The 26530-nt window shown below is 53.9% G+C and carries 24 protein-coding genes and 1 pseudogene; 12 read left to right on the top strand and 13 right to left on the bottom strand.

Annotated elements, in window-relative coordinates; translation table 11 throughout:
• Nucleotides 1–87 precede the first annotated feature (87 nt).
• Entirely contained in the window at nt 88–906 is an 819-nt protein-coding gene (gene fkpA, locus ACQE32_RS12695; RefSeq protein ID WP_426974065.1) for an FKBP-type peptidyl-prolyl cis-trans isomerase, read from the bottom strand.
• A gap of 274 nt (nt 907–1180) precedes the next feature.
• Here fkpA and ACQE32_RS12690 point away from each other — a divergent pair, with 274 nt between their 5' ends.
• On the top strand, nt 1181–1399 hold the full coding sequence (locus tag ACQE32_RS12690) for a protein SlyX (protein WP_085068499.1): 219 nt from the start codon (nt 1181–1183) through the stop codon (nt 1397–1399).
• A 299-nt stretch (nt 1400–1698) separates the two neighbouring features.
• On the opposite strand, the gene slyD is transcribed toward ACQE32_RS12690, so the two are convergent.
• The 4 genes from slyD to kefG all read right to left on the bottom strand — a co-directional run bounded on the left by slyD (nt 1699) and on the right by kefG (nt 5039).
• Complete coding sequence (slyD, locus tag ACQE32_RS12685; protein WP_426974064.1) at nt 1699–2244, bottom strand: peptidylprolyl isomerase; 546 nt, start codon at nt 2242–2244, stop codon at nt 1699–1701.
• 198 nt (nt 2245–2442) lie between these two features.
• Nucleotides 2443–2637, bottom strand: coding sequence for a YheV family putative zinc ribbon protein (locus ACQE32_RS12680; RefSeq protein ID WP_085068503.1), 195 nt, complete (start codon nt 2635–2637; stop codon nt 2443–2445).
• Nucleotides 2638–2681: 44 nt separating this feature from the next.
• Entirely contained in the window at nt 2682–4487 is a 1806-nt protein-coding gene (kefB, locus tag ACQE32_RS12675; RefSeq protein WP_427021883.1) for a glutathione-regulated potassium-efflux system protein KefB, read from the bottom strand.
• Nucleotides 4488–5039 (bottom strand): glutathione-regulated potassium-efflux system ancillary protein KefG, encoded by a 552-nt coding sequence (gene kefG / locus ACQE32_RS12670; RefSeq protein ID WP_426974062.1) that lies wholly within the window; start codon nt 5037–5039, stop codon nt 4488–4490. It abuts the gene before it with no gap.
• A 123-nt stretch (nt 5040–5162) separates the two neighbouring features.
• Here kefG and ACQE32_RS12665 point away from each other — a divergent pair, with 123 nt between their 5' ends.
• Together ACQE32_RS12665 and ACQE32_RS12660 are read left to right on the top strand one after the other, a co-directional pair.
• On the top strand, nt 5163–7064 hold the full coding sequence (locus ACQE32_RS12665; protein WP_426974061.1) for an ABC transporter ATP-binding protein: 1902 nt from the start codon (nt 5163–5165) through the stop codon (nt 7062–7064).
• A 289-nt stretch (nt 7065–7353) separates the two neighbouring features.
• On the top strand, nt 7354–9540 hold the full coding sequence (locus ACQE32_RS12660; RefSeq protein WP_427021882.1) for an EAL domain-containing protein: 2187 nt from the start codon (nt 7354–7356) through the stop codon (nt 9538–9540).
• Nucleotides 9541–9590: 50 nt separating this feature from the next.
• On the opposite strand, the pseudogene ACQE32_RS12655 reads toward ACQE32_RS12660, so the two are convergent.
• Nucleotides 9591–9896, bottom strand: a pseudogene (locus ACQE32_RS12655) (glycine betaine ABC transporter substrate-binding protein); the annotation flags it as partial.
• Nucleotides 9897–10130: 234 nt separating this feature from the next.
• On the opposite strand from ACQE32_RS12655, the gene ACQE32_RS12650 reads away from it, so the two are divergent.
• The gene (locus ACQE32_RS12650) at nt 10131–11111 is read left to right on the top strand and encodes a LacI family DNA-binding transcriptional regulator (protein ID WP_426974055.1); all 981 of its coding nucleotides are present in this window, start codon (nt 10131–10133) and stop codon (nt 11109–11111) included.
• On the opposite strand, the gene ACQE32_RS12645 is transcribed toward ACQE32_RS12650, so the two are convergent.
• On the bottom strand, nt 11112–11714 hold the full coding sequence (locus ACQE32_RS12645) for a LysE family translocator (RefSeq protein ID WP_426981212.1): 603 nt from the start codon (nt 11712–11714) through the stop codon (nt 11112–11114).
• A gap of 79 nt (nt 11715–11793) precedes the next feature.
• On the opposite strand from ACQE32_RS12645, the gene ACQE32_RS12640 reads away from it, so the two are divergent.
• From ACQE32_RS12640 to ACQE32_RS12620, 5 genes are all read left to right on the top strand, one after another.
• Nucleotides 11794–12783 (top strand): hydrolase, encoded by a 990-nt coding sequence (locus tag ACQE32_RS12640; protein ID WP_427021881.1) that lies wholly within the window; start codon nt 11794–11796, stop codon nt 12781–12783.
• Between the two features lie 3 nt (nt 12784–12786).
• Nucleotides 12787–13008 (top strand): YheU family protein, encoded by a 222-nt coding sequence (locus ACQE32_RS12635; RefSeq protein ID WP_426974054.1) that lies wholly within the window; start codon nt 12787–12789, stop codon nt 13006–13008.
• Between the two features lie 123 nt (nt 13009–13131).
• Entirely contained in the window at nt 13132–14001 is an 870-nt protein-coding gene (locus tag ACQE32_RS12630) for a phosphoribulokinase (RefSeq protein ID WP_085068519.1), read from the top strand.
• Nucleotides 14002–14316: 315 nt separating this feature from the next.
• Nucleotides 14317–14949, top strand: a complete 633-nt coding sequence (crp, locus tag ACQE32_RS12625; RefSeq protein WP_017803012.1) for a cAMP-activated global transcriptional regulator CRP — start codon at nt 14317–14319, stop codon at nt 14947–14949.
• Nucleotides 14950–15011: 62 nt separating this feature from the next.
• Nucleotides 15012–17087: a YccS/YhfK family putative transporter gene (locus ACQE32_RS12620; RefSeq protein WP_427021880.1), complete on the top strand. Its 2076-nt coding sequence runs from the start codon at nt 15012–15014 to the stop codon at nt 17085–17087.
• A 29-nt stretch (nt 17088–17116) separates the two neighbouring features.
• On the opposite strand, the gene argD is transcribed toward ACQE32_RS12620, so the two are convergent.
• The 5 genes from argD to ppiA all read right to left on the bottom strand — a co-directional run bounded on the left by argD (nt 17117) and on the right by ppiA (nt 20483).
• Entirely contained in the window at nt 17117–18340 is a 1224-nt protein-coding gene (gene argD / locus ACQE32_RS12615; RefSeq protein ID WP_250651536.1) for a bifunctional acetylornithine/succinyldiaminopimelate transaminase, read from the bottom strand.
• A 91-nt stretch (nt 18341–18431) separates the two neighbouring features.
• A complete protein-coding gene (locus ACQE32_RS12610) occupies nt 18432–19019 on the bottom strand; it encodes an aminodeoxychorismate synthase component II (RefSeq protein WP_426974051.1) in 588 nt (195 codons plus the stop codon).
• A 40-nt stretch (nt 19020–19059) separates the two neighbouring features.
• On the bottom strand, nt 19060–19653 hold the full coding sequence (locus ACQE32_RS12605; RefSeq protein WP_426981217.1) for a putative adenosine monophosphate-protein transferase Fic: 594 nt from the start codon (nt 19651–19653) through the stop codon (nt 19060–19062).
• Nucleotides 19643–19813 (bottom strand): YhfG family protein, encoded by a 171-nt coding sequence (locus tag ACQE32_RS12600; protein ID WP_085068529.1) that lies wholly within the window; start codon nt 19811–19813, stop codon nt 19643–19645. Before ACQE32_RS12600 ends, ACQE32_RS12605 begins: the two co-directional genes overlap by 11 nt.
• Before the next feature lie 97 nt (nt 19814–19910).
• A complete protein-coding gene (gene ppiA / locus ACQE32_RS12595) occupies nt 19911–20483 on the bottom strand; it encodes a peptidylprolyl isomerase A (protein WP_426974049.1) in 573 nt (190 codons plus the stop codon).
• A 273-nt stretch (nt 20484–20756) separates the two neighbouring features.
• Here ppiA and tsgA point away from each other — a divergent pair, with 273 nt between their 5' ends.
• On the top strand, nt 20757–21938 hold the full coding sequence (gene tsgA / locus ACQE32_RS12590) for an MFS transporter TsgA (RefSeq protein WP_426974048.1): 1182 nt from the start codon (nt 20757–20759) through the stop codon (nt 21936–21938).
• Between the two features lie 135 nt (nt 21939–22073).
• Here tsgA and ACQE32_RS12585 read toward each other — a convergent pair whose 3' ends face one another.
• Nucleotides 22074–23360 carry a cytosine deaminase gene (locus ACQE32_RS12585; RefSeq protein WP_427021879.1) on the bottom strand — a complete coding sequence of 429 codons (1287 nt, stop codon included), beginning with the start codon at nt 23358–23360 and terminating at the stop codon, nt 22074–22076.
• A gap of 226 nt (nt 23361–23586) precedes the next feature.
• Here ACQE32_RS12585 and nirB point away from each other — a divergent pair, with 226 nt between their 5' ends.
• Both nirB and nirD read left to right on the top strand, forming a co-directional pair.
• Entirely contained in the window at nt 23587–26130 is a 2544-nt protein-coding gene (gene nirB, locus ACQE32_RS12580) for a nitrite reductase large subunit NirB (protein WP_427021878.1), read from the top strand.
• Nucleotides 26127–26456 carry a nitrite reductase small subunit NirD gene (gene nirD, locus ACQE32_RS12575; protein ID WP_427021877.1) on the top strand — a complete coding sequence of 110 codons (330 nt, stop codon included), beginning with the start codon at nt 26127–26129 and terminating at the stop codon, nt 26454–26456. The genes nirB and nirD overlap by 4 nt, the downstream gene beginning before the upstream one ends.
• Nucleotides 26457–26530 lie beyond the last annotated feature (74 nt).

Below are 26530 nucleotides of genomic sequence, written 5' to 3'. Positions count from 1 at the left end.
TGTCTGCAGGTTATGCCAGATTTTTGTCCAGCCGGGGAGTGCGAGTCATACAAATAAAACCGCCGCGTTAACGCGGCGGTTGCAGAATTACTGTGCTTTCTTCTCGTCAGCGACCGGAGCCTGCGCTTTCGCGTCAGCTTTCGGTGCCGGTTTGATATCCAGTAATTCAACATCAAACACCAGCGTGGAGTTAGCCGGAATTCCCGGCACGCCATTTTTACCATAAGCGAGCTGCGGTGGAATAACCAACTTGATTTTCCCGCCTTTCTTCACGTGCTTCAGGCCTTCGGTCCAGCCCGGGATCACGCCGTCAAGACGGAAAGAGAGCGGCTCGCCACGCGTGTAAGAGTTATCGAACTCCGTACCGTCAATCAGCGTGCCTTTATAGTTAACCACAACGGTATCGCTATCTTTCGGCGCGTCGCCGCTACCCGCTTTTTCTACCAGATAGAGCAGGCCGCTGTCGGTTTTCTTCACGCCCTTCTGTTTAGCGAATTTCGCGGTGTAGGCATCCCCTTTCTCCGCGTTTTCTTTCGCATCTTTTTCCATCTTCGCCTGAGCGGCACCCTTCACACGGCCTTCAAAAGACTGCAGGGTTTGTTCAATTTCCTGATCGGATAATTTGCTCTTACCGGCGAAAGCGTCCTGAACGCCAGCAATCAGCTGTGCTTTATCTAACTGAATGCCCAGTTTTTCCTGTTCTTTCAGCGAATTTTCCATATAGCGGCCCAGCGATGCGCCCAGTGCATAAGCGGACTGCTGGTCTTCGTTATTGAAAGCCGCATTTTTAGGGGCCTGAGGCGCAGCTTGTTCAGCCGGTGCGGAGTCTGCTGCCAATGCCACTGGTGCATTGAGCGTGGCGGCCATCGTGGCGGCTAACAGCGTAATTTTAAACAGTGATTTCATCCATTATCTCCAAAACCGAAGCCTCTCACCTCGGCAATCGTTGCAGACCATCAGGTCTGTACTATAACTGTGCGGAACAACTTATCATGCCCGCCCGGCAAACTTAAGTGTACATCCGACCCTTTTTTGTGTCGGGAAGTTCCAACGGATATGACGATAAGACTGTGCTTTTTCAACCATCGCGGGCAAAATCGGACAATCTAACGTTGGATATGCGGTTTTATCTTACACAAGGCAAGCCGACATGTCTGGCATGGGCAACAGGGGAACAGCTATGCAGCAATATACCTTTGAACAACAGTTGGAACGGCTGGAAAGTAAACTCGCCTTTCAGGAGCAAACCATTGAAGATCTGAACCAAACGGTTGTACAGCACGAAATGGAAATGGCGAAGATGCGTGAGCAAATACGGCTGCTGATAGATAAACTTAAAGCTGCGGCACCTTCAATGGTCGCACATCCATCGGAAGAAACGCCGCCACCGCACTATTAACTGTCCCGCAGTCACTAACGCTGCGGCACCTTATTACGGGGTCGCTGCATAGCTTGCTTGCTGCCAGCTCTGTTAGTTAGCGGTGGTAGGTTTTCTTTCAGAGGAGGCCAACGGCGGGCATAAAATGGAAGGATCGATGCGGCCTGACGCATTTTCTTGCGTTTAATGCGAGGGATATACTGAAAGGAAACCGTACTATTGGGCTGTGCAAAATGCCCCCGTTCTGGAAAGCGTTAAGGCAAAAATAATAAGGGCAGAGCGCGCACCGCACTCTGCCCCCTGTCATGCTGTACGTACGATTAGTGACAGCCGCAGCCGCCAGTACCGCAGCCGCCTTTACCATGTTCATGACCGTGGTCATGGTCATGATGGTGATCGTGTTCGCCGTGTACATGACCATGAGCCAGTTCTTCCGGCGTCGCTTCACGGATAGCAACCACTTCTACGTGGAAGTTCAGGTCCTGACCCGCCAGCATATGGTTACCATCAACCACAACGTGATCGTCTTCCACTTCGGTGATTTCTACCGGTACCGGACCCTGATCGGTTTCAGCCAGGAAGCGCATGCCAACCTGCAGTTCATCCACGCCCATAAACACATCTTTAGGCACACGCTGAACCAGGTTGTCATCATACTGGCCGTAAGCGTCATTGGCGGCAATATGCACGTCAAAGTTGTCGCCGACTTCATGATCTTCCAGTGCCTTTTCCAGACCAGAAATCAGGGAACCATGACCGTGCAGATAGTCCAACGGCGCGCTCACCGGAGACTCGTCGACCAACACACCGTCTTCTGTACGTACCTGGTAAGCCAGGCTGACCACCAGGTCTTTTGCTACTTTCATGATATCTCCTAACCGTTGAGAGCTTTGATCCCGACTCATTGGTCTATTTTTGCGTGCAATAACACCAACCAGAAAGATCCAGATGCTGACCCTTTGCGTGCCATACAGGCAATACGCTCAGGCAATGTTAACGATGCCGATTGTAACGGAATTCAGTGCCGCTGTAAGGGTAAGCTTAAAAAAAGCTGCGCTGTTCCGCTACTCTGGATGAAAAATTCCGATGACTTGCTCCTGACTGCGGATCTGATCGCGTACCTGCTTATCCGCCTCGCGCATTTGATGACCGCATTTCACGCACTCCACCACATCGACATTATTTTCACGCCACATTGCCAACGTATCTTTCTGTTGGCAGTGCGGGCAGGTTGCATCAGCAATAAAACGTTTACGCATTTCTCTTTCCTGCAGTTTTGGGTCAACGCGCTCAGCAGCGCCAGTTATTCAAATTCATCCCAGCTGTCCAGCTGGCGCTTCTCCTGCTGCATCTCGCGCTGGAAAATATCTTCAAGCTCGCGCCGCGCCTCACGCGCACGGGAGATTTGCGCATTATCCGTATGGACAGGCATCAGCTCGCGTAGCATACGCATATCCAGCCGCCGGAAGTGCTCCTGCGCGCGGTGCGCCTGATGCGGATGCATGCCCAACGACATCAATGTTTTACGTCCCAGCTCCAGTGCGCTGGAGAACGTCTCGCGGGAAAATTGCGTCACCCCCGCCTGCAGCAGTTCATGGGCCTCAACGCGCCCGCGCGCCCGCGCCAGAATATGCAGGTGGGGGAAATGCTGCTGACAGAGATGAACAATATTCATGGTGTCTTCTGGCGTGTTACAGGTAATCACGATCGACTGCGCGCTGGCAGCGCCTGCGGCCCGTAGCAGCTCCAGTTCTGTTGCATCTCCATAGTATACTTTATAACCATAATTGCGCATCAGACTCACGGCGCTGGTGTCCCGCTCAAGCACGGTAATGCGTTTTTTATTCGCCATCAGCAGACGTCCAATCACCTGACCGAAACGACCAAATCCCACCACAATCACCTGCGGCTGATCGTCATCTACCCAGGGTTTTTCCGTTTGCTCATCCCCATCGTTAAAGCGCCGCACCAGAATGCGGTCTACGCCCCGCATCAGTAACGGCGTGGTCATCATAGAGAGGGTAACGGTCACCAGCAGCAGCGGCAGTTGATCGTCATGAAACAGCCGCACTGCCGAGGCGGCAGAAAACAGTACAAACGCGAACTCACCGCCCTGACTCAGCACGCTGGCGAACTGCAAACGCTCCGAGCTACCCAGGCCATAAATCCGCGCCAGCAGATAAAGCACCAGCGTTTTGACCGCCACCAGCACCAGCACACCGAGCAGCACCGTAAAAATATGCGTATAGAGCACGCCCAAATTCAGCGCCATGCCAACGGAAATAAAAAACAGCCCAAGCAGCAAACCTTTAAATGGCTCAATGGCGATCTCCAGCTCATGGCGATATTCGCTTTCCGCCAGCAGAATGCCGGAAATAAAGGTGCCCAGCGCCATCGACAGCCCCAACGCATCCATAAACAGTGCCGAACTCAGCACCAGCAGCAGCGCCGCAGCGGTAAAAACTTCGCGTACGCCGGAAGCGGCGATATAGCGGAAGATCGGTCGCAGCAGTAGCCTGCCGCCAATCAGCATGCCCGCAAAAGCCAGCACCTTGATGCCTACCTTCATCCAGTCGGTATGGCCGCTATCAGTGCCAGCCAGCAGCGGCACCAGCGCCAGCGCCGGGATCACCGCCAGGTCCTGAAACAGCAGTACGGAAAAGCCCAGTTGCCCCGCCTCGCTGCGATTCATTCCCTTATCGCGCATCAGCTGTAAAGCCATCGCCGTTGAAGACATCGCCAGGCCGATCCCGCCAACCACTGCCGCCTGCCATGAAAAATCGGTTAACAGCAGCAGCCCGGCCAGCACCGCAGTGCTAAAGATAACCTGAGCGGCACCTACGCCGAAAATCGAGCGGCGCAGCGCCCATAGCTTGGAAGGATTCAGCTCCAGGCCAATCAGGAACATCAGGAATACCACGCCGATTTCCGAAAAGTGCAGGATCTCGTCAACGTCACTGATAAAGCCCAGGCCCCAGGGACCAATCGCAATACCCGCCAGCAAATAGCCCAGTACCGCGCCAATTCCCAGCCGGGCGGCGATGGGGACAGCGACCACGGCGGCGAACAGATAGACCACGCCCGCCGACAGTAAAGTATGCCCTTCCATTTATAATGCTCCAGCAGACAAAGGAGAGGAAAGCCAGCTGCCATAGGCCTCGGCATAATTTTTCATGATTTCCGGCGGTTGACGACGCGCCCAGTAAACAACCATCGGCGATAACCAGTGCATACGACACATCTGAGCCGTCAGCTCAAAGGGCCGCATAATCTCCGTCATGGGATAGCGATTAAGGCCATCCTGATGATAGGCCGTCTCCGGTTCGCCGGTGGTAATCACGCTGCGCCAATATTTTCCCTTTAGCGCATCACCGCCGACGCCGCTGGCAAAGCCACGCGAAAGCACGCGATCCAGCCACTCTTTCAGCAATGCCGGACAGCTCCAGGTATAAAGAGGATGCTGGAAAATAATGATCTGATGCTCCCGCAGCAACTGCTGTTCAAAATGAATATCGATAAAAAAATCGGGATAGTGTGCATACAGGTCGTGTACGGTAACGTGGGATAATTGCTGCGCCGGCTGCAGCAAGATCCGATTGGCTATCGAATCTTGTGATTCCGGATGGGCATACAGCAGCAAAACCTTAGGCGGCTGCGCCATCTCTCTCCTCCAAATCGTCGTCATGATGCAGGATTTCCGCTACCATGCACGACATAACGGAATCTATGATTCCTGACTGATTATGATGACAATAAATTAACATATTCTGACAACACGGCGCTTATGATTGTATTCTCTTCGTTACAGATCCGACGCGGTACCCGCGTGCTGCTGGACAATGCTACTGCCACCATCAATCCTGGCCAAAAAGTTGGGCTGGTGGGTAAAAACGGCTGTGGAAAATCGACGCTGCTGTCGCTGTTAAAAAATGAGCTCAGCGCCGATGCGGGCAGCGTCACCTTTCCCGGCACCTGGTCGCTGGCCTGGGTTAACCAGGAAACGCCAGCGCTGTCGGTGGCCGCCATTGAGTACGTTATTGATGGCGATCGTGAATATCGACAGCTTGAAGCCGAGCTACAGCGCGCCAATGAAAAAAACGACGGCAACGCAATCGCGCTGCTGCACGGCAAGCTGGATGCGATACAGGCATGGAGCATACAGGCGCGCGCCGCCAGTCTGCTTCACGGTTTGGGCTTTAGCCAGCAACAGCTGCAGCGCCCGGTCAGCGACTTTTCCGGCGGCTGGCGCATGCGTCTCAATCTGGCGCAGGCGTTGATATGCCGTTCCGATCTGCTGCTGCTGGATGAACCCACCAACCACCTCGACCTGGATGCGGTTATCTGGCTGGAGCGCTGGCTGAAGAGTTACGACGGCACGCTGCTTCTGATTTCGCACGATCGCGATTTTCTCGATCCGGTGGTGGATAAAATCCTGCATATCGAACAGCAGTCCCTGTTTGAATATACCGGCAACTACAGCTCTTTTGAGCAGCAGCGAGCCACCAGGCTTTCTCAGCAGCAGTCGCAGTATGAGCATCAGCAGCGTAAAGTGGCGCATCTGCAAAGCTATATCGATCGTTTCCGCGCCAAAGCCAGTAAAGCGAAACAGGCGCAGAGCCGTATCAAAATGCTTGAGCGCATGGAGTTTCTCTCCCCCGCACATGTGGATAATCCCTTTAGTTTCAGCTTCCGCCCGCCGGAAAACTTGCCTAATCCGATACTGAATATGGAGAAGGTCACCGCTGGCTATGATGATCGCGTTGTGCTGGATTCGATCAAACTGAATCTGGTGCCCGGCTCGCGTATTGGCCTGCTCGGCCGCAACGGTGCGGGGAAATCCACGCTAATTAAACTGCTGGCAGGCGAACTCGCGCCGCAAAAAGGGGAGATCGGCCTGGCGAAAGGCGTCCAGCTGGGTTATTTCGCCCAGCATCAGCTGGAATTTTTACGCGCCGGAGAGTCTCCTCTACAGCATCTGGCGCGTCTGGCGTCAAAACTGCCGGAGCAGCAGTTGCGCGATTACCTGGGCGGCTTCGGCTTCCAGGGCGATAAAGTCAGCGAACCGACTGAGCGTTTCTCCGGCGGCGAAAAAGCGCGTCTGGTGCTGGCGCTAATCGTCTGGCAGCGTCCCAATCTGCTGCTGCTGGATGAACCAACCAACCATCTCGATCTTGATATGCGGCAGGCATTAACCGAAGCGCTGATCGATTTTGAGGGCGCGCTGGTGGTGGTTTCGCACGATCGTCATTTGCTGCGTTCCACCACTGACGATCTTTATCTGGTGCATGACGGCAAAGTGGAAGTGTTCGCCGGCGATCTGGATGATTACCAGCAGTGGTTAAACGATTTACAAAAACGGCAGACGCAAGAGAGCGAGCCAAAACAGGATAACGGCAACAGTGCTCAGGCGCGTAAAGATCAGAAGCGTCGCGAAGCCGAGCTGCGCGCGCAAACGCAACCGCTGCGTAAACAGATCGAAAAGCTGGAAAAAGAGATGGAGACGTTTAACGCTCAGCTCTCCGCTGCAGAGGCGAAGCTGGCCGATGCGGCTATTTACGATGCGAGTCGTAAAACCGATCTGACCGCCGCGTTACAGCAGCAGGCCGCGGCGAAATCGGCGCTGGAAGAGTGCGAAATGGCCTGGCTGGATGCTCAGGAACAGCTGGAAGCCATGCTGACTCATTAACTCTTGCTACGGCCTTATTTTGCTGAGGTTTTTAAATGCAAAATAAGGCCGGGCTTTCGACTGGCGAGCAGCGCCTGTTAACAATTCAAAGCGGCGAAGCGCTTTTCAAATAAAAAGAAACGGTTCGCTGAACTTCACCTGGCTGCGTTGTACCTTTTCCGCATCATTTTCTTCATAAACAACCAACGTTTATCAAATTTTTTACGTTCTGTTTCCTTGTGCGCAGAGTTCAATGTTTTTACTATTGCGCCCTGCATAAATTGCTTATTTTTTGAACTCAGGGTAAACCGTGTCAGAGCGCTGCGTAAATCTGCTGAAAAAAAAACTGACGGCTTTTGGGCTGTTGATTTTTTTCACGCCCCTTGCCCATTTTTTATCACCTTTGTACCTGGTTGCAGATCGCACTGTTTACCTTTGCTATTTGCCCTACGGTTTAGCGATCGCCGCCATCTATATTTTCGGCCGCTCCGCCGTGGTTCCCCTTTATCTGGCTTTCTTTATTACGTTCCAGCTCTGCTTTTCGCTATTCTCGCTGGCGGCGGCGCTCGCCTTTGCTTTTTTAACGCCATTGTTTGTTAGCTGTTGGCTGATTCGCCGCTGGTCTGGCCGCCGCTGGCGCTATAACCTCGGTAACCAGGGACTGGGTGTCCGGCTGCTCCTGCTGAATACGCTGGCCCCTGTCCTGACGATGCTGCTGCTGGCAGCGCTTGGGCAAAAACTGCCGGTGATCCCAGAGATGCCCGGCAGCTATTTTACCGGCAGGCTGGATATGTTCAGCATACTCAGTCTGCAAAACCTGATGCTCTCTGCGACGCTATTTACCATTCTTTTTTACTTTCCGCTGCGTATGCTGGCCGCGCCGCGCAGCGGCTTTACTTTCTGTCGTCAGGCCAGGCATGCCCTGTATGGAAACTGTCTGAGCGCGCTTTGGTGGGGCTGCCTGCTGGCCGCGCTGATGCTGCTGCTGTGTTTTCCGGTGCGCCATATGCTGATTTCCAGCTATCTGGTCCCGCTGGTTTTCGTTATCTTCACTTACGGCATTATGCGCTTCACCTCACGGAGCGTGCTCTGGCTCTGGGCGCTCTGCTGTCTGTTGCTGATGCACTTTAACCTTGATGTGCTGCCGTTAAAGTCCATCTTTTCCGCCACCTTTTTATCCTCAGCGTTTATCGCTTTTACCATCAGCCTGCTTTATATCGCGGCGGGATACTGGAAAAGTCGTCGCCTGCAGCGCATTGCGCTTAACCTTGCCGTGACCGATCCGGTGGTCCAGCGGCTTAATCTGCGAGCGCTACAGAAAAAGCTTAAACAGCACCCATCGGGCACCCTTTGCTATCTCTATCTGCATCAGCTGAAATTTCTTGGCTGCCATTATGGCCTGATGATGAAAACCTATACCAAACGCTGCATCATTGATGAGATTGGCACGCAGCTGCGGGAAAATGAAGGGGTTTACCAAATCACCTGCGACGGCGTTATTGTGCTGCTACAGGGTGAAGGCATCGGCGAGCGTCTGTCGCAGCTACGCACGCGCCTAAAGCAGCAACAGATTTTCTGGCACAACCAGCTGATAGATATCGATTATGCTTTTGCCGCCGGTAAATTCACCAGGGAAAACAGTAATCTTTACCGTCTGGCAGGGCAGCTGAATTATCTGGCAGAACAGGCCCTGATGTTGGGCGGCGTAGCGCTGCTGGATAAGGATAATTCACGCTTGCTTGGTCATGTCTCCGACCAGGTTTTACTGCTACAAAAAATCAAACAGGCGCTAACCGGGCAGGATATCGTGCTGTTTGCACAGCCGATTGTCCCCTGTAAACAGGGTTGCCTTTATTACGAAGTGCTGACGCGGCTACGTTCGGCAGACGAACTTATTATGCCGGATCGGTTTATTCCGCTGATTGCAGAGTTTCGCCTTAGCGCCCAGTTTGATCGCCTGGTAGTAAAGGAAACCGTGGCGTTTATTCATCAGCGTCAACGCGTGAATAACCCGCCGCCGCGCCTGGCCATTAATCTGTTGCCAATGACGCTGACCGAGCCGGGAGTAGCAGAGGAGATCATTGCCCTTTTTCAGCGCTTTTCCGTCTCCTCTGAAGCGGTTATTTTCGAAGTGACCGAGCAGCAGGGATTGATCAATAATCTGCAGGTCAATAATGCGATTGCCACGCTGCGTCAGGCAGGCTTTCGTATTGCGATAGATGATTTCGGCACCGGTTTCGCCAACTATGAGCGCGTGAAACATCTTAGCGCCGATATTATTAAAATTGACGGCCTGTTTGTTAAAAACAGCCTTGATGACAATATCGATCGCATTATTATTAAATCGATCTGCGCCATCGCCCAGGAAAAACGCGTATCCGTTGTGGCGGAATATGTGGAAACCGAGGCGCAAAAAGCGCTGTTAACCGAGCTGGGCGTTGATTATATACAGGGCTGGCTAACCGGTCAGCCAGCCCCGCTGCTTTCCCTGCCCTGATCGGCTCAGGCGGGACGATAAAACGTCTTATCCCCCAAAATGGTGGCGGGCTGCGAAGCCAGCAGGAAAACTTCAATCGGCAGCTTCTGACTGGCGGCGACCACCAACGGACTGGAGCCGATATTGCCGATTTGTACATTCCCGGATGCCAGCGCACGAACTACACTGGAGCCACTGTCAAATTTACGCCAGTTAACCTGCGCGCCGCTTTGCTGAGCGAAAGTGTTATCCGCCTGAGCAACTTTCGCCGGTTCCGCCGAGGTCTGATAAGCCACTGTAACCTCAACGGCGTGCGCCTGGGTCGCCAGCAGCGATAACGTCGCTGCCCATGCTAAAAACCGCGTGATCCTCACCATCTTACGTTCCGCCTGTTGCTATCATCGTGATGGCTCAGTTGTAACTGAGAGGCGGATACAACATGAAGTAATTAAAAATTATGTTTAATCGCTAAATTGCCTTAGAAGAGATATCGCTATCTTTATCTGAAAATTAAAAAAGTCTGATTTTTCTGATGAAAAATGGACCTGAATCGGCCACTGTATAACGATGTTTTACAGGCTATTCATTGGTGAGTTGTCAGAGGGTTTTCCATGTCGATTGAGAAAGTTGCCCGTTTCGCTGGTGTATCGACCGCGACCGTTTCACGTGTGCTGAACGGTTATAAGGGCGTTCGGCCTGCAACCCGTGAACGCGTTTTAGCTGCTATTGCCGCCTGTCAATACCAGCCTAACCTGCTGGCGCGCCAGCTACGCACCTCTCAGAGCCATATGTTACTGGTGCTGGTTTCCAATATTATCAATCCTTTCTGTTCACGCGTGGTGCGCGGCATTGAGGCAGAAGCGGAGGCGCACGGCTACCATATTCTGCTGTGCAATTCCGATTCACAAACCCAGCGCGAATCTGCTTATCTCACGCTGCTGAGCGGCAAAGTGGTGGATGGCGTTATTACCATGGATGCGGCAAGCAACCTGCCTGAACTGCGCCGAATGATTGGCGATTCCCCCTGGGTACAATGTGCCGAAGGCGATCCTGATGTCGCTGGCTCATCGGTCACTATTGATAATCAACAGGCCGCGCGGGCGGCAGTGCAGCATCTGGCGCAGCGCGGACGGCGACGGATTGCGATGATCAACGGCGATCCACGCTATCTCTATGCGCAACAGCGTGAGTTGGGATATCGATCGGCGTTAGCCGAACTGGGTTTGTCATGGTCCGGCGTTGAATATGCTAATGAAGTAGAGTGCGAGGCGGGCTTTGCGGCCATGAAACGGCTGCTGGAAACAAAAGAGCCGCCAGACGCCGTGTTTACCGTATCTGATGTGCTGGCAGTAGGCGCGATACACTGCGCACGTCAGTACCAGCTCGCCATCCCTGAGGATATCGCCGTGCTGGGCTTTGACGGCCTGCCGTGGAGCGCAATGCTGTCGCCGCCACTCAGTACGCTGGAACAGCCAATGCATCAGTTGGGCACGCGCAGCGTACAGCTGCTGTTACAGCGCATTCAGGATCCGCTGACGCCACAGGTTCATGAGCGGCTCCCCTGTGAGCTGGTGGTACGCGCCTCCAGCTAATCAGTGCCATATCAACAGTACGCAGGCGGCAGTCAGCACGCCCATCGTCAAATTAAAAATTTTCCATGCGCGGCGGCTACGCAGCAGACGGCCTATCAGGGTGCCAAAGCCAAGCCAAAGAATGCCAGCGACCAGATTAACCAACGCCATACCCATGCTGATAGCCACAACTGAACTGCGATAGGCTTCACCTGCCAGGCTAAAGCTGGCCACGGCCCCCAGCGCCATTAACCAGGCTTTGGGATTAACCAACTGCAGCAGTCCTCCCTGCCATAAAGGCATAGGACGAGGCGGCGCTTCACCCATCTCAATCTTTTCATAGGCCGCCGTTGCAATTTTCCATGCCAGCCACAGCAGATAGAGACTACCCACAATTTTCAAAAACAGGTGCAGAGAGGGGTAAACCAGAATCAGCCCGCCCACGCCAAACGCCACCAGCAACAGCATAAGCTGCATACCGAGCATAATTCCTGCCATTAAAGGGAGCGAACGCAGAAAACCAAAATTGGCGCCAGCCGTGGTCAATAGCGTATTATTTGGCCCCGGCGTAATCGCCGCCACCCAAAGAAAACCAAGCATCGATAAAAACAGACTGAGTTCCATAAAATGGGTGCTCCTCACCCGGTAAAATGTTAACCCGTTTAAACTAACAGTGCGCCTGAATGCGTACAAGCGTGAAACGATGAGCTTTGATCACAGTCAGGAATCCTTTATTCCCTTGAAAGGACTGCATAATCCCCACCTGCAAACGGTGCTGCCGCGTCTGTTTCGCCGTCGGGCCTCTTTACGCCCTCACTGGCAGCGTCTGGATCTGCCGGACGGCGATTTTATCGATCTTGCCTGGAGCGAAGATCCCATGCAGGCGCGGCATAAACCGCGTGCGGTGTTGTTTCACGGACTGGAAGGAAGCTTCCATAGCCCTTATGCGCACGGCCTGCTGCAGGTGTGGCAACAGCGCGGCTGGCTGGGCGTGGTGATGCACTTTCGCGGCTGCAGCGGCGTGCCTAACCGCATGGGGCGCATTTATCACTCCGGCGAAACCGGGGACGCCAGCTACTTTTTACGCTGGCTGCGAACCACTCTGGGCCATGCGCCGACCGTGGCTGTCGGCGTGTCGCTGGGCGGAAACATGCTGGCCTGTTTGCTGGGCCAACAGGGCGATGATTGTCCGCTGGATGCCGCCGTTACGGTCTCGGCGCCGCTAATGCTGGAACCGTGCAGCGCCAAACTTGAGCAGGGATTTTCCCGCGTCTATCAGCGTTATCTGTTAAGCCAGCTCAAGCTCAACGCCCGCCGCAAGCTACAGGCCTGGCCCGGCACGCTGCCGGTAGATCTGTTGCAGCTGAACGCGCTAAAGCGCCTGCGTGACTTTGATGATGCCATCACCGCCCGCGCCCACGGTTTTTCCGATGCCGGTGACTATTACCGACGGGCCAGCGCCATGCCGCTGCTGCCCGGCATACGTAAACCGCTGTTAATTATCCATGCGCAGGACGATCCCTTTATGACCGATGAGGTGATCCCGGATATGGCGCGGTTACCTGCTAACATTGAATATCAACTAACGGAATATGGTGGCCATGTCGGTTTTGTCGGCGGCACGTTACGTCGTCCGCAAATGTGGCTGGAGCAGCGTATTCCTCAATGGCTATCACCTTATCTGGATAACTAAGCTGTGATTATTCCCTGGCAAGATCTCTCCCCGGAAACTCTGGAAAACCTGATTGAAGGTTTTGTACTGCGCGAAGGCACGGATTATGGCGAGCAGGAGCGCTCCCTGTCGGAAAAGGTGGAAGATGTCCGTCGCCAGCTGAAAAGCGGCGAAGCCGTGCTGGTCTGGTCGGAACTGCATGAAACGGTCAATATTATGCCGCGCGGTCAGTTCCGCGAGGGATAGTGATGCGGTCAGCTCTGTGCGGCTCGTCACATTAACGTGGTCTGGCGGACCTGCCCGATGATGACACCTCTGACCGAAACGTGATAACAATGCTCATCGCCCGATTTAATCCAGAGAGTATTTATGTCAGCCAGACATCCGATCATCGCGGTGACCGGCTCCAGCGGAGCGGGAACCACCACCACCAGCCTTGCCTTTCGTAAGATTTTTCAGCAGCTTAATCTGCATGCCGCTGAACTGGAGGGTGACAGTTTCCATCGCTATACGCGCCCGGAAATGGATATGGCGATCCGCAAAGCCCGCGATTTGGGGCGTCATATCAGTTACTTTGGACCAGAAGCCAACGACTTTGGCCTGCTTGAGCAAACCTTTGTTGAATATGGCGAAAATGGCCGTGGCCAGTCGCGTAAATACCTGCATACCTATGATGAGGCGGTGCCGTGGAATCAGGTGCCTGGTACCTTTACGCCGTGGCAGCCATTGCCGGAGCCAACGGATGTGTTGTTTTATGAAGGACTGCACGGCGGCGTGGTGACGCAGCAGCATAACGTGGCAGAAAAAGTGGATTTGCTGGTTGGCGTGGTGCCCATCGTGAACCTGGAGTGGATTCAGAAGCTGGTGCGCGATACCAGCGAGCGCGGCCATTCTCGCGAAGCGGTGATGGATTCCGTGGTGCGCTCAATGGAAGATTATATTAACTACATTACGCCACAGTTCTCACGTACCCATCTTAACTTCCAGCGCGTACCCACAATAGACACCTCAAACCCTTTTGCCGCACGCGCTATTCCTTCGCTGGATGAAAGCTTTGTGGTGATTCATTTTCGCGGGCTGGAAGATATCGATTTCCCCTACCTGCTTGCCATGCTGCAGGGCTCCTTTATTTCACATATTAATACGCTGGTGGTGCCGGGCGGAAAAATGGGACTGGCGATGGAGTTGATTATGCTGCCGCTGGTGAAACGCCTGATAGAAGGCAAAAAAATTGAATAAGAGGCTTACCACTGTCTCTTGTCTGACTCCTGATAAGTAAGCAAATTGTCAGCCGGGGCGTTCATCAGCTAAACGGCAATTGTCCGATTCAGCACAAGCTGAAGCGAGACAACAGGAGACAGTAAGATAAAGCTGTGCTACAAACAAAGCTGTAATATTTTCGTTCTATGAAACGAAAACGGGACGACGGCACGCCTTGAGGCCTCGCAGTTGCCCGTATAAATTTCCAGCAGGAAACGCTTGAAGATTTCAACGCCTGACAGGGAAAACTGCCCCCTGTATTTAGGGCACGATTACAACAGAGGATAATAGCGAATGGTTCTCGGCAAACCGCAAACAGACCCTACACTCGAATGGTTCCTGTCACATTGCCATATTCACAAATATCCATCAAAAAGCACATTGATTCATCAGGGTGAAAAGGCCGAGACGCTCTATTACATTGTAAAAGGTGCGGTTGCGGTACTGATCAAAGATGAAGAAGGCAAAGAGATGATCCTTTCCTATCTTAATCAGGGTGATTTCATTGGCGAGCTTGGCCTGTTTGAAGAAGGTCAGGAACGCAGTGCATGGGTACGCGCGAAAACCGCCTGTGAAGTGGCTGAAATTTCGTATAAAAAATTCCGTCAGCTGATTCAGGTTAATCCTGACATTCTGATGCGTCTCTCTTCCCAGATGGCTCGTCGCCTGCAGGTGACTTCAGAGAAAGTAGGCAATTTAGCTTTCCTTGACGTGACCGGCCGTATTGCACAGACGTTGCTCAACCTTGCTAAACAGCCGGATGCGATGACGCACCCGGACGGGATGCAAATCAAGATTACCCGTCAGGAGATCGGCCAGATCGTCGGCTGCTCACGTGAGACGGTGGGCCGTATTCTGAAAATGCTGGAAGATCAAAACCTGATCTCCGCTCACGGTAAAACGATTGTCGTTTACGGCACCCGTTAAGCTACGCTGAAGACACGGCGTGGTGCCTGGCATCACGCCGTGTCTGTTTTGGTGATGTAGCGATGTGGCGGAGAATTATTTATCATCCCGAAGTGAACTATGCCCTGCGTCAGACGCTGGTGCTCTGTTTACCGGTGGCCTTTGGCTGGCTGCTGGGGGATTTGCAAAAAGGATTGCTCTTCTCGCTGGTTCCCGCCTGCTGCAATATTGCCGGACTCGATACCCCACACCGCCGCTTCTTTAAACGCCTGATCACAGGCGGCTCGCTGTTCGCACTCAGCAGTTTTCTTCTTCAGTGGCTATCGCTACAGCAGGTGCCCCTGCCCGCGACGCTGTTTGTCATGGCATTATTGCTGGGCGTTACCGGCGAAATCGGCCCGCTTCATGCACGTCTGCTGCCAGCTTCCTTGATTGCCGCTATTTTTACGCTCGGTCTGGTGGGCAATATGCCGATCTGGGGGCCGCCGTTGCTCTATATCGGCGGCACATTCTGGTACGGGCTGTTTAACTGGTTCTGGTTCCGGCTGTGGAAAGAGCAGCCGATGCGGGAAACGCTCAGCCTGCTCTATCGCGAACTGGCGGATTACTGCGAAGCTAAATATACCCTGCTGACGCAGCTTACCGATCCGGAAAAAGCCTTGCCTCCGCTGCTGGCGCGCCAGCAGAAGGTGGTTGATCTGATTAACACCTGTTATCAGCAAATGCATATGCTGGCCGCCAACCGCGATCATAACCATCGACGCCTGACGCGCGCTTTTCAGGTGGCGCTGGATCTGCAGGAGCATATTGCCGTTAGTCTGCATCAGCCGGAAGAGGTGCAAAAGCTGGTAGAGCAAAGCCATGCGGAAGCGGTCATCCGCTGGAACGCGCAAACCATCGCCGCACGGCTACGCGAGCTGGCGGACGATATGCTTTATCACCGGCTGCCAGCACGTTTCACCATGGAAAAGCCGCTGCTGGGACTGGAGAAAATTGCGCGTCGGCATCCGGAGAATCCGGTCGGCCACTTCTGCTATTACCATTTCAGCCGCATCGCTCGCGTGCTGCGTACCCAGCGCCCTCTTTATCGTCGCGATCTTATGGCCGATCGCCAGCGCCGGCTGCCGCTGCTTTCCGCACTGCGCAGCTATCTGTCATTTAAATCTTCCGCTCTGCGTACCGCGGCTCGCTTTGCGGTGATGCTGGTATTCGGCAGCGTGCTGGCGCTGGCGTTCAACGTACCGAAACCCTGGTGGATCTTAATGACCATCATGTTCGTCAGTCAGAATGGCTACAGCGCAACGCGTGTGCGTATTCAGCACCGCGCGCTTGGCACGCTGGCTGGGCTGATTATCGCCGCTGCAGCCCTGCGTCTTGCGGTACCGGAATCGCTGGTGCTGTTAATCATGCTGATCATTACCTTAGTCAGCTATCTGTTTATCCGTAAATATTACGGCTGGGCGACAATCGGTTTTACCGTGACCGCCGTTTATTCATTACAGCTGCTGTCGTTGAACGGCGCGCATTTCCTGTTGCCGCGTCTGATGGATACGCTGATGGGATGCTGCATCGCTTTTGGCGGCATGGTCTGGCTGTGGCCGCAGTGGCAAAGCGGGCTGCTGCGACAGAATGCGCATGATGCACTGGAAGCGTATCAGGATGCTTTACGGATGCTGCTGGGGAGCGAGGCATCACCGCAGAAGCTTGCCTGGCAGCGGGTACGCGTTAATCAGGCGCATAATGCGCTGTTTAACTCCCTGAGCCAGGCGATGCAGGAGCCAGCGTTTAATACCCGCTATCTGAATGATATGAAACTTTGGGTCACGCACAGCCAGTTTATCGTTGAGCATATCAATGCGATGACTATTCTGGCCCGTGAGCACACCATGCTGACGCCTGCGCTGGCGCAAAGTTATCTGCAGTCGTGTGAAATTGCGCTGCAGCGCTGTCAGCAGCGGCTGGCATATGACGGGCCGGGACAGGATACCAATATCCTGCAAGGAGATGCAGAGAACCAGGAAGGGCCGATGACCATTATGGAGCGTCATGTAAAGCGTATCCTTGAGCACCTTTCAGTGATGCATACTATCTCATCTCTGGCGTGGAGCCAGCGGCCGCACCACGGTAAATGGCTGGTACGCCGCCTGCGTAAAGGATAAGCGCGCCCTGACATCGGGCGCGCCCTGCATCATGCGGGTTTTAATACTTTTTCGGCAGCCCTGGCCAGACGCGCCATGCCATCACCAATATCCGCCAGCGGAATCACCAGCGAAGGCGCAAAGCGCAGAACATCGGTGCCCGCCGTTAAAATCATCAGGCCTTCCGCAGCGGCGGCGTTAAGAATATCGCGCGCTTTGCCTTTATGCTGCGGCTGAAGCTCCGCCCCGATCAGCAACCCTTTGCCACGGATTTCGCTGAAGATATCCAGTTTGGCATTGATGGCTTCCAGTGCCTCAATAAAGCGCTGACGACGTTGCTCAATGCCATCCAGCACCGAAGGCGTATTAATCACATCCAGCGCCGCTTCCGCTACTGCGCAGGCCAGCGGATTACCGCCATAGGTGGTGCCGTGTACGCCAGGCGCCATCGCCGAGGCGATCTCATTAGTGGTCAGCATTGCACTAATGGGGAAGCCGCCGCCCAGCGCTTTCGCTGAGGTCAGAATATCGGGCTGCACGCCATAATGCTGATAGGCAAACAGCTTACCGCTGCGCCCCATCCCACTCTGAACCTCATCCAGTACCAGCAGCGCCTGATATTGATCGCACAGCTGGCGCAGGCCCTGCATAAATTCCTGCGTGGCAGGCATAACGCCGCCTTCGCCCTGAATCGGCTCAACCACAATGGCGCAGGTGTGATCGTCGATCACGGCCTTCACCGCCTCAAGATCGTTAAAAGGTACGTGGACGATATCGGCCGGTTTGGGTCCAAAACCATCAGAGTATTTCGGCTGCCCACCAACGGAAACGGTAAACAGCGTGCGGCCATGAAACGCGTTATGGAACGCGATGATTTTGCTTTTATAAGGGCTGTGGCGCGTGGAAGCATAGTAGCGCGCCAGTTTAAAGGCGGCCTCGTTGGCTTCAGCTCCTGAGTTCGCAAAGAAAACGCGCTCGGCGAAAGTCGCGTTAATCAGCTTGCTGGCAAGACGCAGCGCGGGTTCATTAGTGAAAACGTTGCTGGTATGCCACAGCATTTCGCCCTGAGTTTTCAGCGCCTCTACTAACGCCGGATGGCAGTGACCCAGCGCGGTTACGGCGATACCGGCGGTAAAATCGATATATTCGTTGCCCTGCTGATCCCACACCCGGCTGCCTTTGCCTTTTACCGGCACAAACTGTGCTGGTGCATAAACCGGCAATATAACCTCATCAAAGGTCTGCCGCGTAACCGCCATTTTTTCCGCTGCCATTCGCTACCTCATTTAATTTCACACAGATACCCAGTGAAAAAATAATCATTAAATATGCATAATAAGTCAAACGGAATCGCAGCGTATGCAATTAAACAGCGGCCTGTCTACGCAAAAAATTAGCCAGCAACGCATGTCCCTGCTGGCTCAGGATGCTTTCCGGATGAAACTGCACGCCCTCAACATCCAGCGTCTTATGACGCAATCCCATGATTTCATCCGGCTTGCCATCACGCAGGCTCCATGCGGTAACCTCCAGACAGGCTGGCAGCGTCTCTTTTTCCACAATCAACGAGTGATAGCGCGTCACCGTCAGCGGCTGCGCCAATCCGGCAAATACGCCAGCCTGTTGATGAGCAATCGCGGAGGTTTTACCGTGCATAACCTGACGCGCGCGGATCACGCGTGCGCCGAAAACCTGCGCCAGCGCCTGATGGCCCAGGCAAACGCCAAGCAGCGGCAGCCGCCCGGCAAAGGTGCGGATAGCGTCCAGAGAGATACCTGATTCATCAGGCGTGCAGGGACCAGGAGAGATCACCAGATGCGTCAGCGGCAGCGCGTGCATTTCCGCCAGCGTAATTTCATCGTTGCGGCGCACCAGTACTTCCACTCCCAGCTCGCAGAAGTACTGGTACAGGTTCCAGGTAAAAGAGTCGTAGTTATCAATAAGCAGCAGCATTTTTACTCCGGGCTGACCAAAACGCCGCTATTCTACGCGCTTACTTCGGCTCGCTCACTACGTTACTAAAGATATCGGTCAGCCCCTGCAGATCGCCGTTCACGCTCTCTTCATTTGCCCGCAGCCAGGCTGCGCGTTCAGTCTTGCTCCAGTCAATGTCATAACCTGCATGAATAATTAACTGTTCAAAGAAGAGGCGCTGCGCGCGGCCGTTGCCGTCGCGAAAGGGATGCAGCATATTGATTTCGCAGTAATAGTGCGCCAGCCGCGCCACAAACTGCTCAAAAGGAAGATCGGCCAGGCCATTCTCTTCCTCAAGCGCTTCCATCAGGGCGTTACCCTCTTTCTCAATATATTCAAAGTGGCAGAAAGGCGTATCGCCGAGATAGAGATCGATTTTGCGAATTTCTCCAGCCCAGTCATAGAGATCCTGAAACAGCGTCCGGTGGATAGCGCACAGATAAGGAAAACCCAGATTGCGTGGCCCCAGCTCAATGGTTGCCGCCCGCAGCGAAGTAAAGGCGACCTCCGCTTTTTGCAGTTGGGCGGTATCATGTAAATTGAACCGGTTGCGCAGTACGTCATCGTTCTGCCAGTAGTAAGGATCGCGCCCGTTCATTGCATTAGCCGCCATATTGCCTCCGTAATGCCTCTAAGCGCTGTGCGGCCTGTTCAGCATCCAGCGTCACTTCCGCAAAAGATAAGCCTTCCAGTTTACTACTGGCCAAAAAATTCGCGTTGCGCCGCTGTTGCCATAATGTGGCTTTCTGCTTTTCGGTCAGTTTTGTTGGCATACCGCCTCCGGTCAGAGAATAAGTGACCTAAGTATAAGCAGCAAATTACTGCTCTGCAGAAGGCTGGCGTGCCGCCGCAGACGCGACGGCAGAGAAATCAGGGCAGGACTTTTGCGGAAAGGATAACAACCGGCTTGCTGGGGACATTTTGATAAGGCCCGATATTTTTGGTCGGTACCTGAGAAATTTTGTCGGCTACATCCATGCCTTTTACTACTTTACCAAACACGGCATAGCCAAAATCACGCTGCCCATGATCCAGGAAAGCGTTATCGGCAACGTTGATAAAGAACTGGCTGGTAGCGCTGTCTTTTTCAGCGGTACGCGCCATAGCAATCGTGCCGCGCGTGTTACGCAGGCCGTTATCCGCTTCGTTTTTGATCGGCGCGTTGGTGGGCTTCTGCTGCATATCGGTCAGGAAGCCGCCGCCCTGAATCATAAAGCCGGGGATCACACGATGAAAAGTCGTATTGTTATAAAAACCGTTATTGACGTAATCAATAAAGTTCTTAACAGAGACCGGTGCTTTCTGATTATTCAGTTCAAGTTCAATATTACCGGCTGACGTGGTCAGGAGGATGTGCGTATCGCCCTGCGCAGCGAAAGTTGGGGCAGAAAAAGTGGACAGCGCCAAAAGTGCCGCGACCGCTGTCAAAGTACGTTTCACCATGATAATTCCTTACTGAGGCCACAAAAACTAAACGAAATTGATTGTAAAGAGCATGTCAGGCAAGAGCCAGCGTTTTACCTTTATTTACGTAAACAAACCTGATAAGCAAACGTTAACGTCACACAAATAAAGGGTGATTTAAGTCACATTATTGATGAAATCAATGAATGTGATTTCATCGTTGGTTTGATCGCGGCTGAAATTTCTTTACACTTCCGGCGACAACCCCTGCGCTGCTTCAGCCAGGCCCTTTGGCTCAAGGTTTCTCCAACTATGACTAATCGTAACCGCATTGGACTGACGTGGATCAGTTTCTTTTCCTATGCGCTCACCGGCGCACTGGTAATTGTCACCGGGATGGTTTTAGGCGATATCGCTAACTATTTCCAGCTTCCGGTCTCTGAAATGAGCAACACCTTTACTTTCCTCAACACCGGCATCCTGGTGGCGGTATTTCTAAACGCCTGGCTGATGGAAATCGTGCTGCTGAAACGCCAGCTGATTTTTGGTTTTGTGTTGATGGTGTTAGCGGTGCTGGGCCTGATGACCAGCCATAGCCTGAGTGTTTTCTCGCTGTGCATGTTTGTACTGGGCGTGGTCAGCGGTATTACGATGTCGATCGGCACCTTCCTGATCACCCATCTTTATGAAGGACGTCAGCGCGGATCGCGCCTGCTTTTTACCGACTCCTTTTTTAGCATGGCCGGTACGATTTTCCCGGTTATCGCCGGGATATTGCTGGCGCGTCATCTGCCCTGGTACTGGGTTTATGTCTGCATCGGCGTGATCTACCTGGCGATCTTTGTGCTGACGCTGAGCGTTGAGTTCCCGGTATTAGGCAAGAAACAGCATAATGCACAGCCGGTAGTTAAAGAGAAATGGGGCGTGGGCGTCCTGCTGCTTTCCATTGCCGCGCTCTGCTATATCCTCGGCCAGCTCGGCTTTATTTCATGGGTGCCGGAATACGCCACTAAAACCATGGGCATGGATATTAGCGCTGCCGGACAGCTGGTAGGTAACTTCTGGACCTCCTATATGATCGGCATGTGGGTGTTCAGCTTTGTGCTGCGCTTCTTTGATTTGCAACGCATTCTGATGGTGTTGGCTGCGCTGGCGACGCTGCTGATGTACTGGTTTGTCAGCAGCAGCGAGCCTGACATGCTGAAGTGGATCATTATCGCTCTTGGCTTCTTCTCCAGCGCGATCTATACCACCATTATCACGCTCGGCTCGCAGCAGACCCGCGTTTCCTCGCCGAAACTGGTGAACTTTATTCTGACCTGCGGCACCGTTGGCACCATGCTGACCTTTGTGGTCACCGGCCCGATTGTGGCAAAAGGCGGCGCACATGCCGCGCTGTTTACCGCTAACGGGCTTTACGCCGTGGTGTTTGTAATGTGTCTGCTGCTGGGCTTTGTCACTAAGCATCGTCAGTTCGGTCACGCCGATCATTGATCTTTACGGGCGGAACGGATGTTCCGCTCTTTAATTCAAGGTGCCGGCGCGGGACGCTTTACTCTTCTGCCTGCACCTCCCGCGCTTTGAGTTCATGCGTCGTCTGGTGGTAAAACGCGAGTTCCGCCTGCCCCCTTAATTGCGTTTAAAACTCACCTCTTCCGCCTCATTGAGCCAGATCTGCGTACGCGCCGGTTCGGTGGCGGCAATCACTCTTCCCTGCCGGATTGAGTAACGCACCGGCACCTGACGCCGTACCGCATCAAAGCCGTTTTCCGCTGGCAAAATAATCAGGCTGGCGCTGTTGCCGACCTGGATGCCGTAATCGGTTAGCTGCAGAGTTTTTGCACTGTTGTGGGTAATTAAATTGAGTCCCTGTTCTATTTGCTCATAGCCCATCAGCTGACAAACATGCAGCCCCATATGCAGCACCTGCAACATGCTGGCGGTGCCAAGCGGATACCAGGGATCAAACACATCATCATGGCCAAAACAGACATTAATGCCTGCCTCCAGCAACTCTTTTACCCGTGTCACGCCGCGTCGTTTGGGATAATCATCAAAGCGCCCCTGCAGATGAATATTCACCAGCGGGTTGGCGACAAAATTAATTCCGGAGAGCGCCAGCAGCCGAAACAGACGCGAAGTGTAAGCGCCGTTATAAGAGTGCATCGCCGTTGTATGGCTGGCGGTAACGCGTGCGCCCATGTTTTCCCGGTGCGCCAGCGCCGCCACGGTTTCTACAAAGCGCGACTGCTCATCATCAATTTCATCGCAGTGAACATCGACCTGGCGCTGATATTTCTGTGCCAGCGCAAAGGCGATATGCAGTGATTCAACGCCATACTCGCGAGTAAATTCAAAATGCGGAATAGCGCCTGCTACATCGGCACCCAGTTGCAGCGCCTCTTCCAGCAGCTTCGCGCCGTCAGGATAAGAAAGAATGCCTTCCTGCGGAAAGGCGACAATCTGTATATCGATCCACGCCGCCATCTCCTGCTTTAATGCCAGCATCGCTTTCAGTGCCGTCAGGCTGGGATCGGAAACGTCCACATGCGTACGCACATGCTGAATACCGTTGGCGATTTGCCATTTCAGCGTTTGGGCGGCCCGTTGTTTCACATCTTCCGGCGACAGTAGCGCCTTACGCTCGGCCCAGCGCTCAATGCCTTCAAACAGCGTGCCGGATTGATTCCAGGCGGGCTCGCCGGCGGTTTGCGTGGTATCAAGGTGGATATGCGGCTCGACAAAAGGCGGCAGAGCCAGTCCGCCTTCCGCATCAAGGGCGTTAGCGCTACGATCGGCCAACGCTGGCTGCGGCCTGATCGCGGCAATTTTCCCGCCAGCGATTTCAATTTGCCACAGACCTTCACGCTGGGGCAGACGCAGATGATTAATCCATTGCAGCTCAGTGGAAGCCATACCGGACTCCTGAAGAAAAGAGGGGGACATTCAGGCTAGCATGGATTAGGACCAACGACGTAGACAACGCTTCGCTAAGTTACAGATATTACAAACATTCCTGAAAAATCCCATAATTCAACTACATACCACCTTGGAGGTATATTGCGCCTCAATTGATGCATATCAATAAGCTTGCTAATAATCGCGTTATTGTGGCGCCAATTAGATCAATTTTGAGGCAAAAATGAGCACTGTCAAACTCGCCATCATTGGTAATGGCATGGTTGGCCACCGCTTCATTGAAGAACTGATCGATAAAGCCGAGCCTGGCCAGTTCGAAATCACTGTCTTCTGTGAAGAACCTCGTGTGGCATATGACCGCGTCCATCTCTCCGCATACTTTTCCCATCATACCGCTGACGAACTCTCGCTGGTTCGCGAAGGCTACTATGAAAAACATGGCGTCCGCGTGCTGCTTGGTGAACGCGCCATCACCCTGAACCGTCAGGAAAAGGTGATTCACTCCAGCAGCGGCCGCGCCGTTCAGTATGACAAGCTGATTCTGGCGACCGGTTCTTATCCGTGGATCCCGCCGATTCAGGGCTCTGATGGCCCGGACTGCTTTGTCTACCGCACTATTGAAGATCTCAACGCCATTGAAGAGTGCGCGCGCCGCAGTAAAAGCGGTGCGGTCATCGGCGGTGGTCTGCTGGGTCTGGAAGCGGCCGGCGCGCTGAAAAACCTTGGTATTGAGACCCACGTTATCGAATTTGCGCCAGTGCTGATGGCTGAACAGCTTGATGTGCAAGGCGGCGGCCAGCTGCGTCAAAAAATCGAACAGATGGGCGTGCGGGTGCATACCAGCAAAAACACTAAAAATATTGCTCATCATGCGTCAGGCAAAACCCTGGAGTTTGCCGACGGCACCAGCCTGGATGTCGATTTTATCGTGTTCTCTACCGGCATTCGTGCGCAGGATAAACTGGCGCGCCAGAGTGAACTGCCGGTAGGGCCACGCGGCGGCGTCCAGATTAACGATTGTTGCCAGACCGCCGATCCGGATATTTACGCCATCGGCGAATGCGCATCCTGGAACGAGAAAATTTTCGGTCTGGTGGCACCAGGTTATAAAATGGCGCAGGTCGCCAGCGATCACCTGTTAGGCCGTGAAAACCAGTTCAGCGGTGCGGATCTCAGCGCCAAATTGAAGCTGCTGGGCGTTGACGTAGGCGGCATCGGCGATGCGCATGGCCGTACGCCGGGCGCACGCAGCTACGTTTACCTGAATGAGCAAAGCGGCGTCTACAAACGTCTGGTGGTCAGCCCGGATAATCAGTATCTGCTGGGTGCGGTGCTGGTTGGCGATACCAGCGACTATGGTCAGCTGCAGCAACTGGTGCTTAACCAAATCACGCTGCCGGAGCATCCGGACAGCCTGATTCTGCCTGCGCATGCCGGCAGCGAGAAACCGGCGCTGGGCGTGGAATCGCTACCGGACAGCGCGCAGATCTGCTCCTGCTTCGATGTCTCGAAAGGCGATATCATTCAGGCCGTGGCGAAAGGTTGCCATACCGTTGCCGCTATCAAAGCGGAAACGCGTGCCGGTACCGGCTGCGGCGGCTGCATCCCACTGGTTACCCAGGTACTGAATGCCGAACTGAGCCGTCAGGGCATTGAAGTTAACAATCATCTGTGCGAACACTTTGCCTGGTCGCGCCAGGAGCTGTATCACCTGATTCGTGTGGAAGGCATTAAAAGCTTCGATGAGCTGCTGAAAAAATATGGTAAAGGGTACGGCTGTGAGGTCTGTAAGCCCACCGTTGGTTCTCTGCTTGCCTCTTGCTGGAACGACTATGTGCTGCAACCCCAGCACGCGCCACTGCAGGACAGTAACGATAACTTCCTCGGCAATATCCAGAAAGATGGTACCTATTCGGTGATCCCGCGCTCGCAGGGCGGCGAGATCACGCCTGAAGGGCTGATGGTGATTGGGCAGATTGCACGTCAGTATAACCTTTACACCAAAATCACCGGTTCACAGCGTATCGGCCTGTTCGGCGCACAGAAAGATGATTTGCCTGCGATTTGGCGTCAGCTGATTGACGCCGGATTCGAAACCGGCCACGCCTACGCGAAAGCATTGCGTATGGCGAAAACCTGTATCGGCAGCACCTGGTGCCGCTATGGCGTTGGCGACAGCCTTGGCTTCGGGATTGAGCTGGAAAACCGCTATAAAGGCATCCGTACCCCGCACAAAATGAAGTTCGGCGTTTCCGGCTGTACGCGTGAATGCGCCGAAGCCCAGGGCAAAGATGTCGGTATTATCGCTACCGATAAAGGCTGGAATCTCTATGTGTGCGGTAACGGCGGGATGAAACCGCGTCATGCCGATCTGCTGGCAGCCGATCTCGATAAAGAAACGCTGTTACGCTACCTCGACCGCTTTATGATGCTCTATATCCGCACTGCGGATAAGCTGCAACGCACCTCAACCTGGCTGGAAAGTCTGGAAGGCGGTATCGGCTATGTACGCAGTATCGTTATTGATGACAAGTTAGGCCTGAATGAACAGCTGGAAAGCGATATGGCCCAGCTACGCAGCCGCGTTATTTGCGAATGGAAAACCACGCTTGAACAGCCTGAAGCGCAAAACCGTTTCGCTCACTTTATCAATAGCCCGCAGCGCGATCCTTTGGTGCAGGTTGTTGAAGAACGTGGACAGCATCGTCCGGCGCGTCCCCACGAGCGTATCGCGATTAAACTGGTTGAAGAGGAGGAACAGGCATGAGCCGCTGGCAAACCGTCTGTAAATTAGAAGCGATCCTGCCTGCTACCGGCGTCTGCGCTCTGGTTGATGGTGAACAGATTGCGATTTTCCGCCCGCGTGCGGACGAAGAACTGTACGCTATCAGCAATATCGATCCTTTCGCCGAAGCCAGCGTGCTGTCGCGTGGCATCATAGCTGAGCATCAACAGGATTTATGGGTCGCCAGCCCGCTGAAAAAACAGCGTTTCCGTCTGCGCGATGGGCTCTGCATGGAAGACGCGAGTCGCTCTGTACGCAGCTGGCCAGTGCGCGTGCGTGAAGGCCTGGTCGAGGTCGCCTGCGGCTAAAGCTTGGGCTCAGCGCAAGCGTGGTTAAAATAAGTTTGTTCCTGCCCGCGGCGCACCCTGTGCGCCGCATCACC

It is taken from the genome of Pantoea sp. FN0302 (genome assembly GCF_050113775.1).
Taxonomy (GTDB): Bacteria; Pseudomonadota; Gammaproteobacteria; order Enterobacterales; family Enterobacteriaceae; genus Mixta; species Mixta alhagi.
This window is presented reverse-complemented; position numbering and strand designations above follow the sequence as displayed.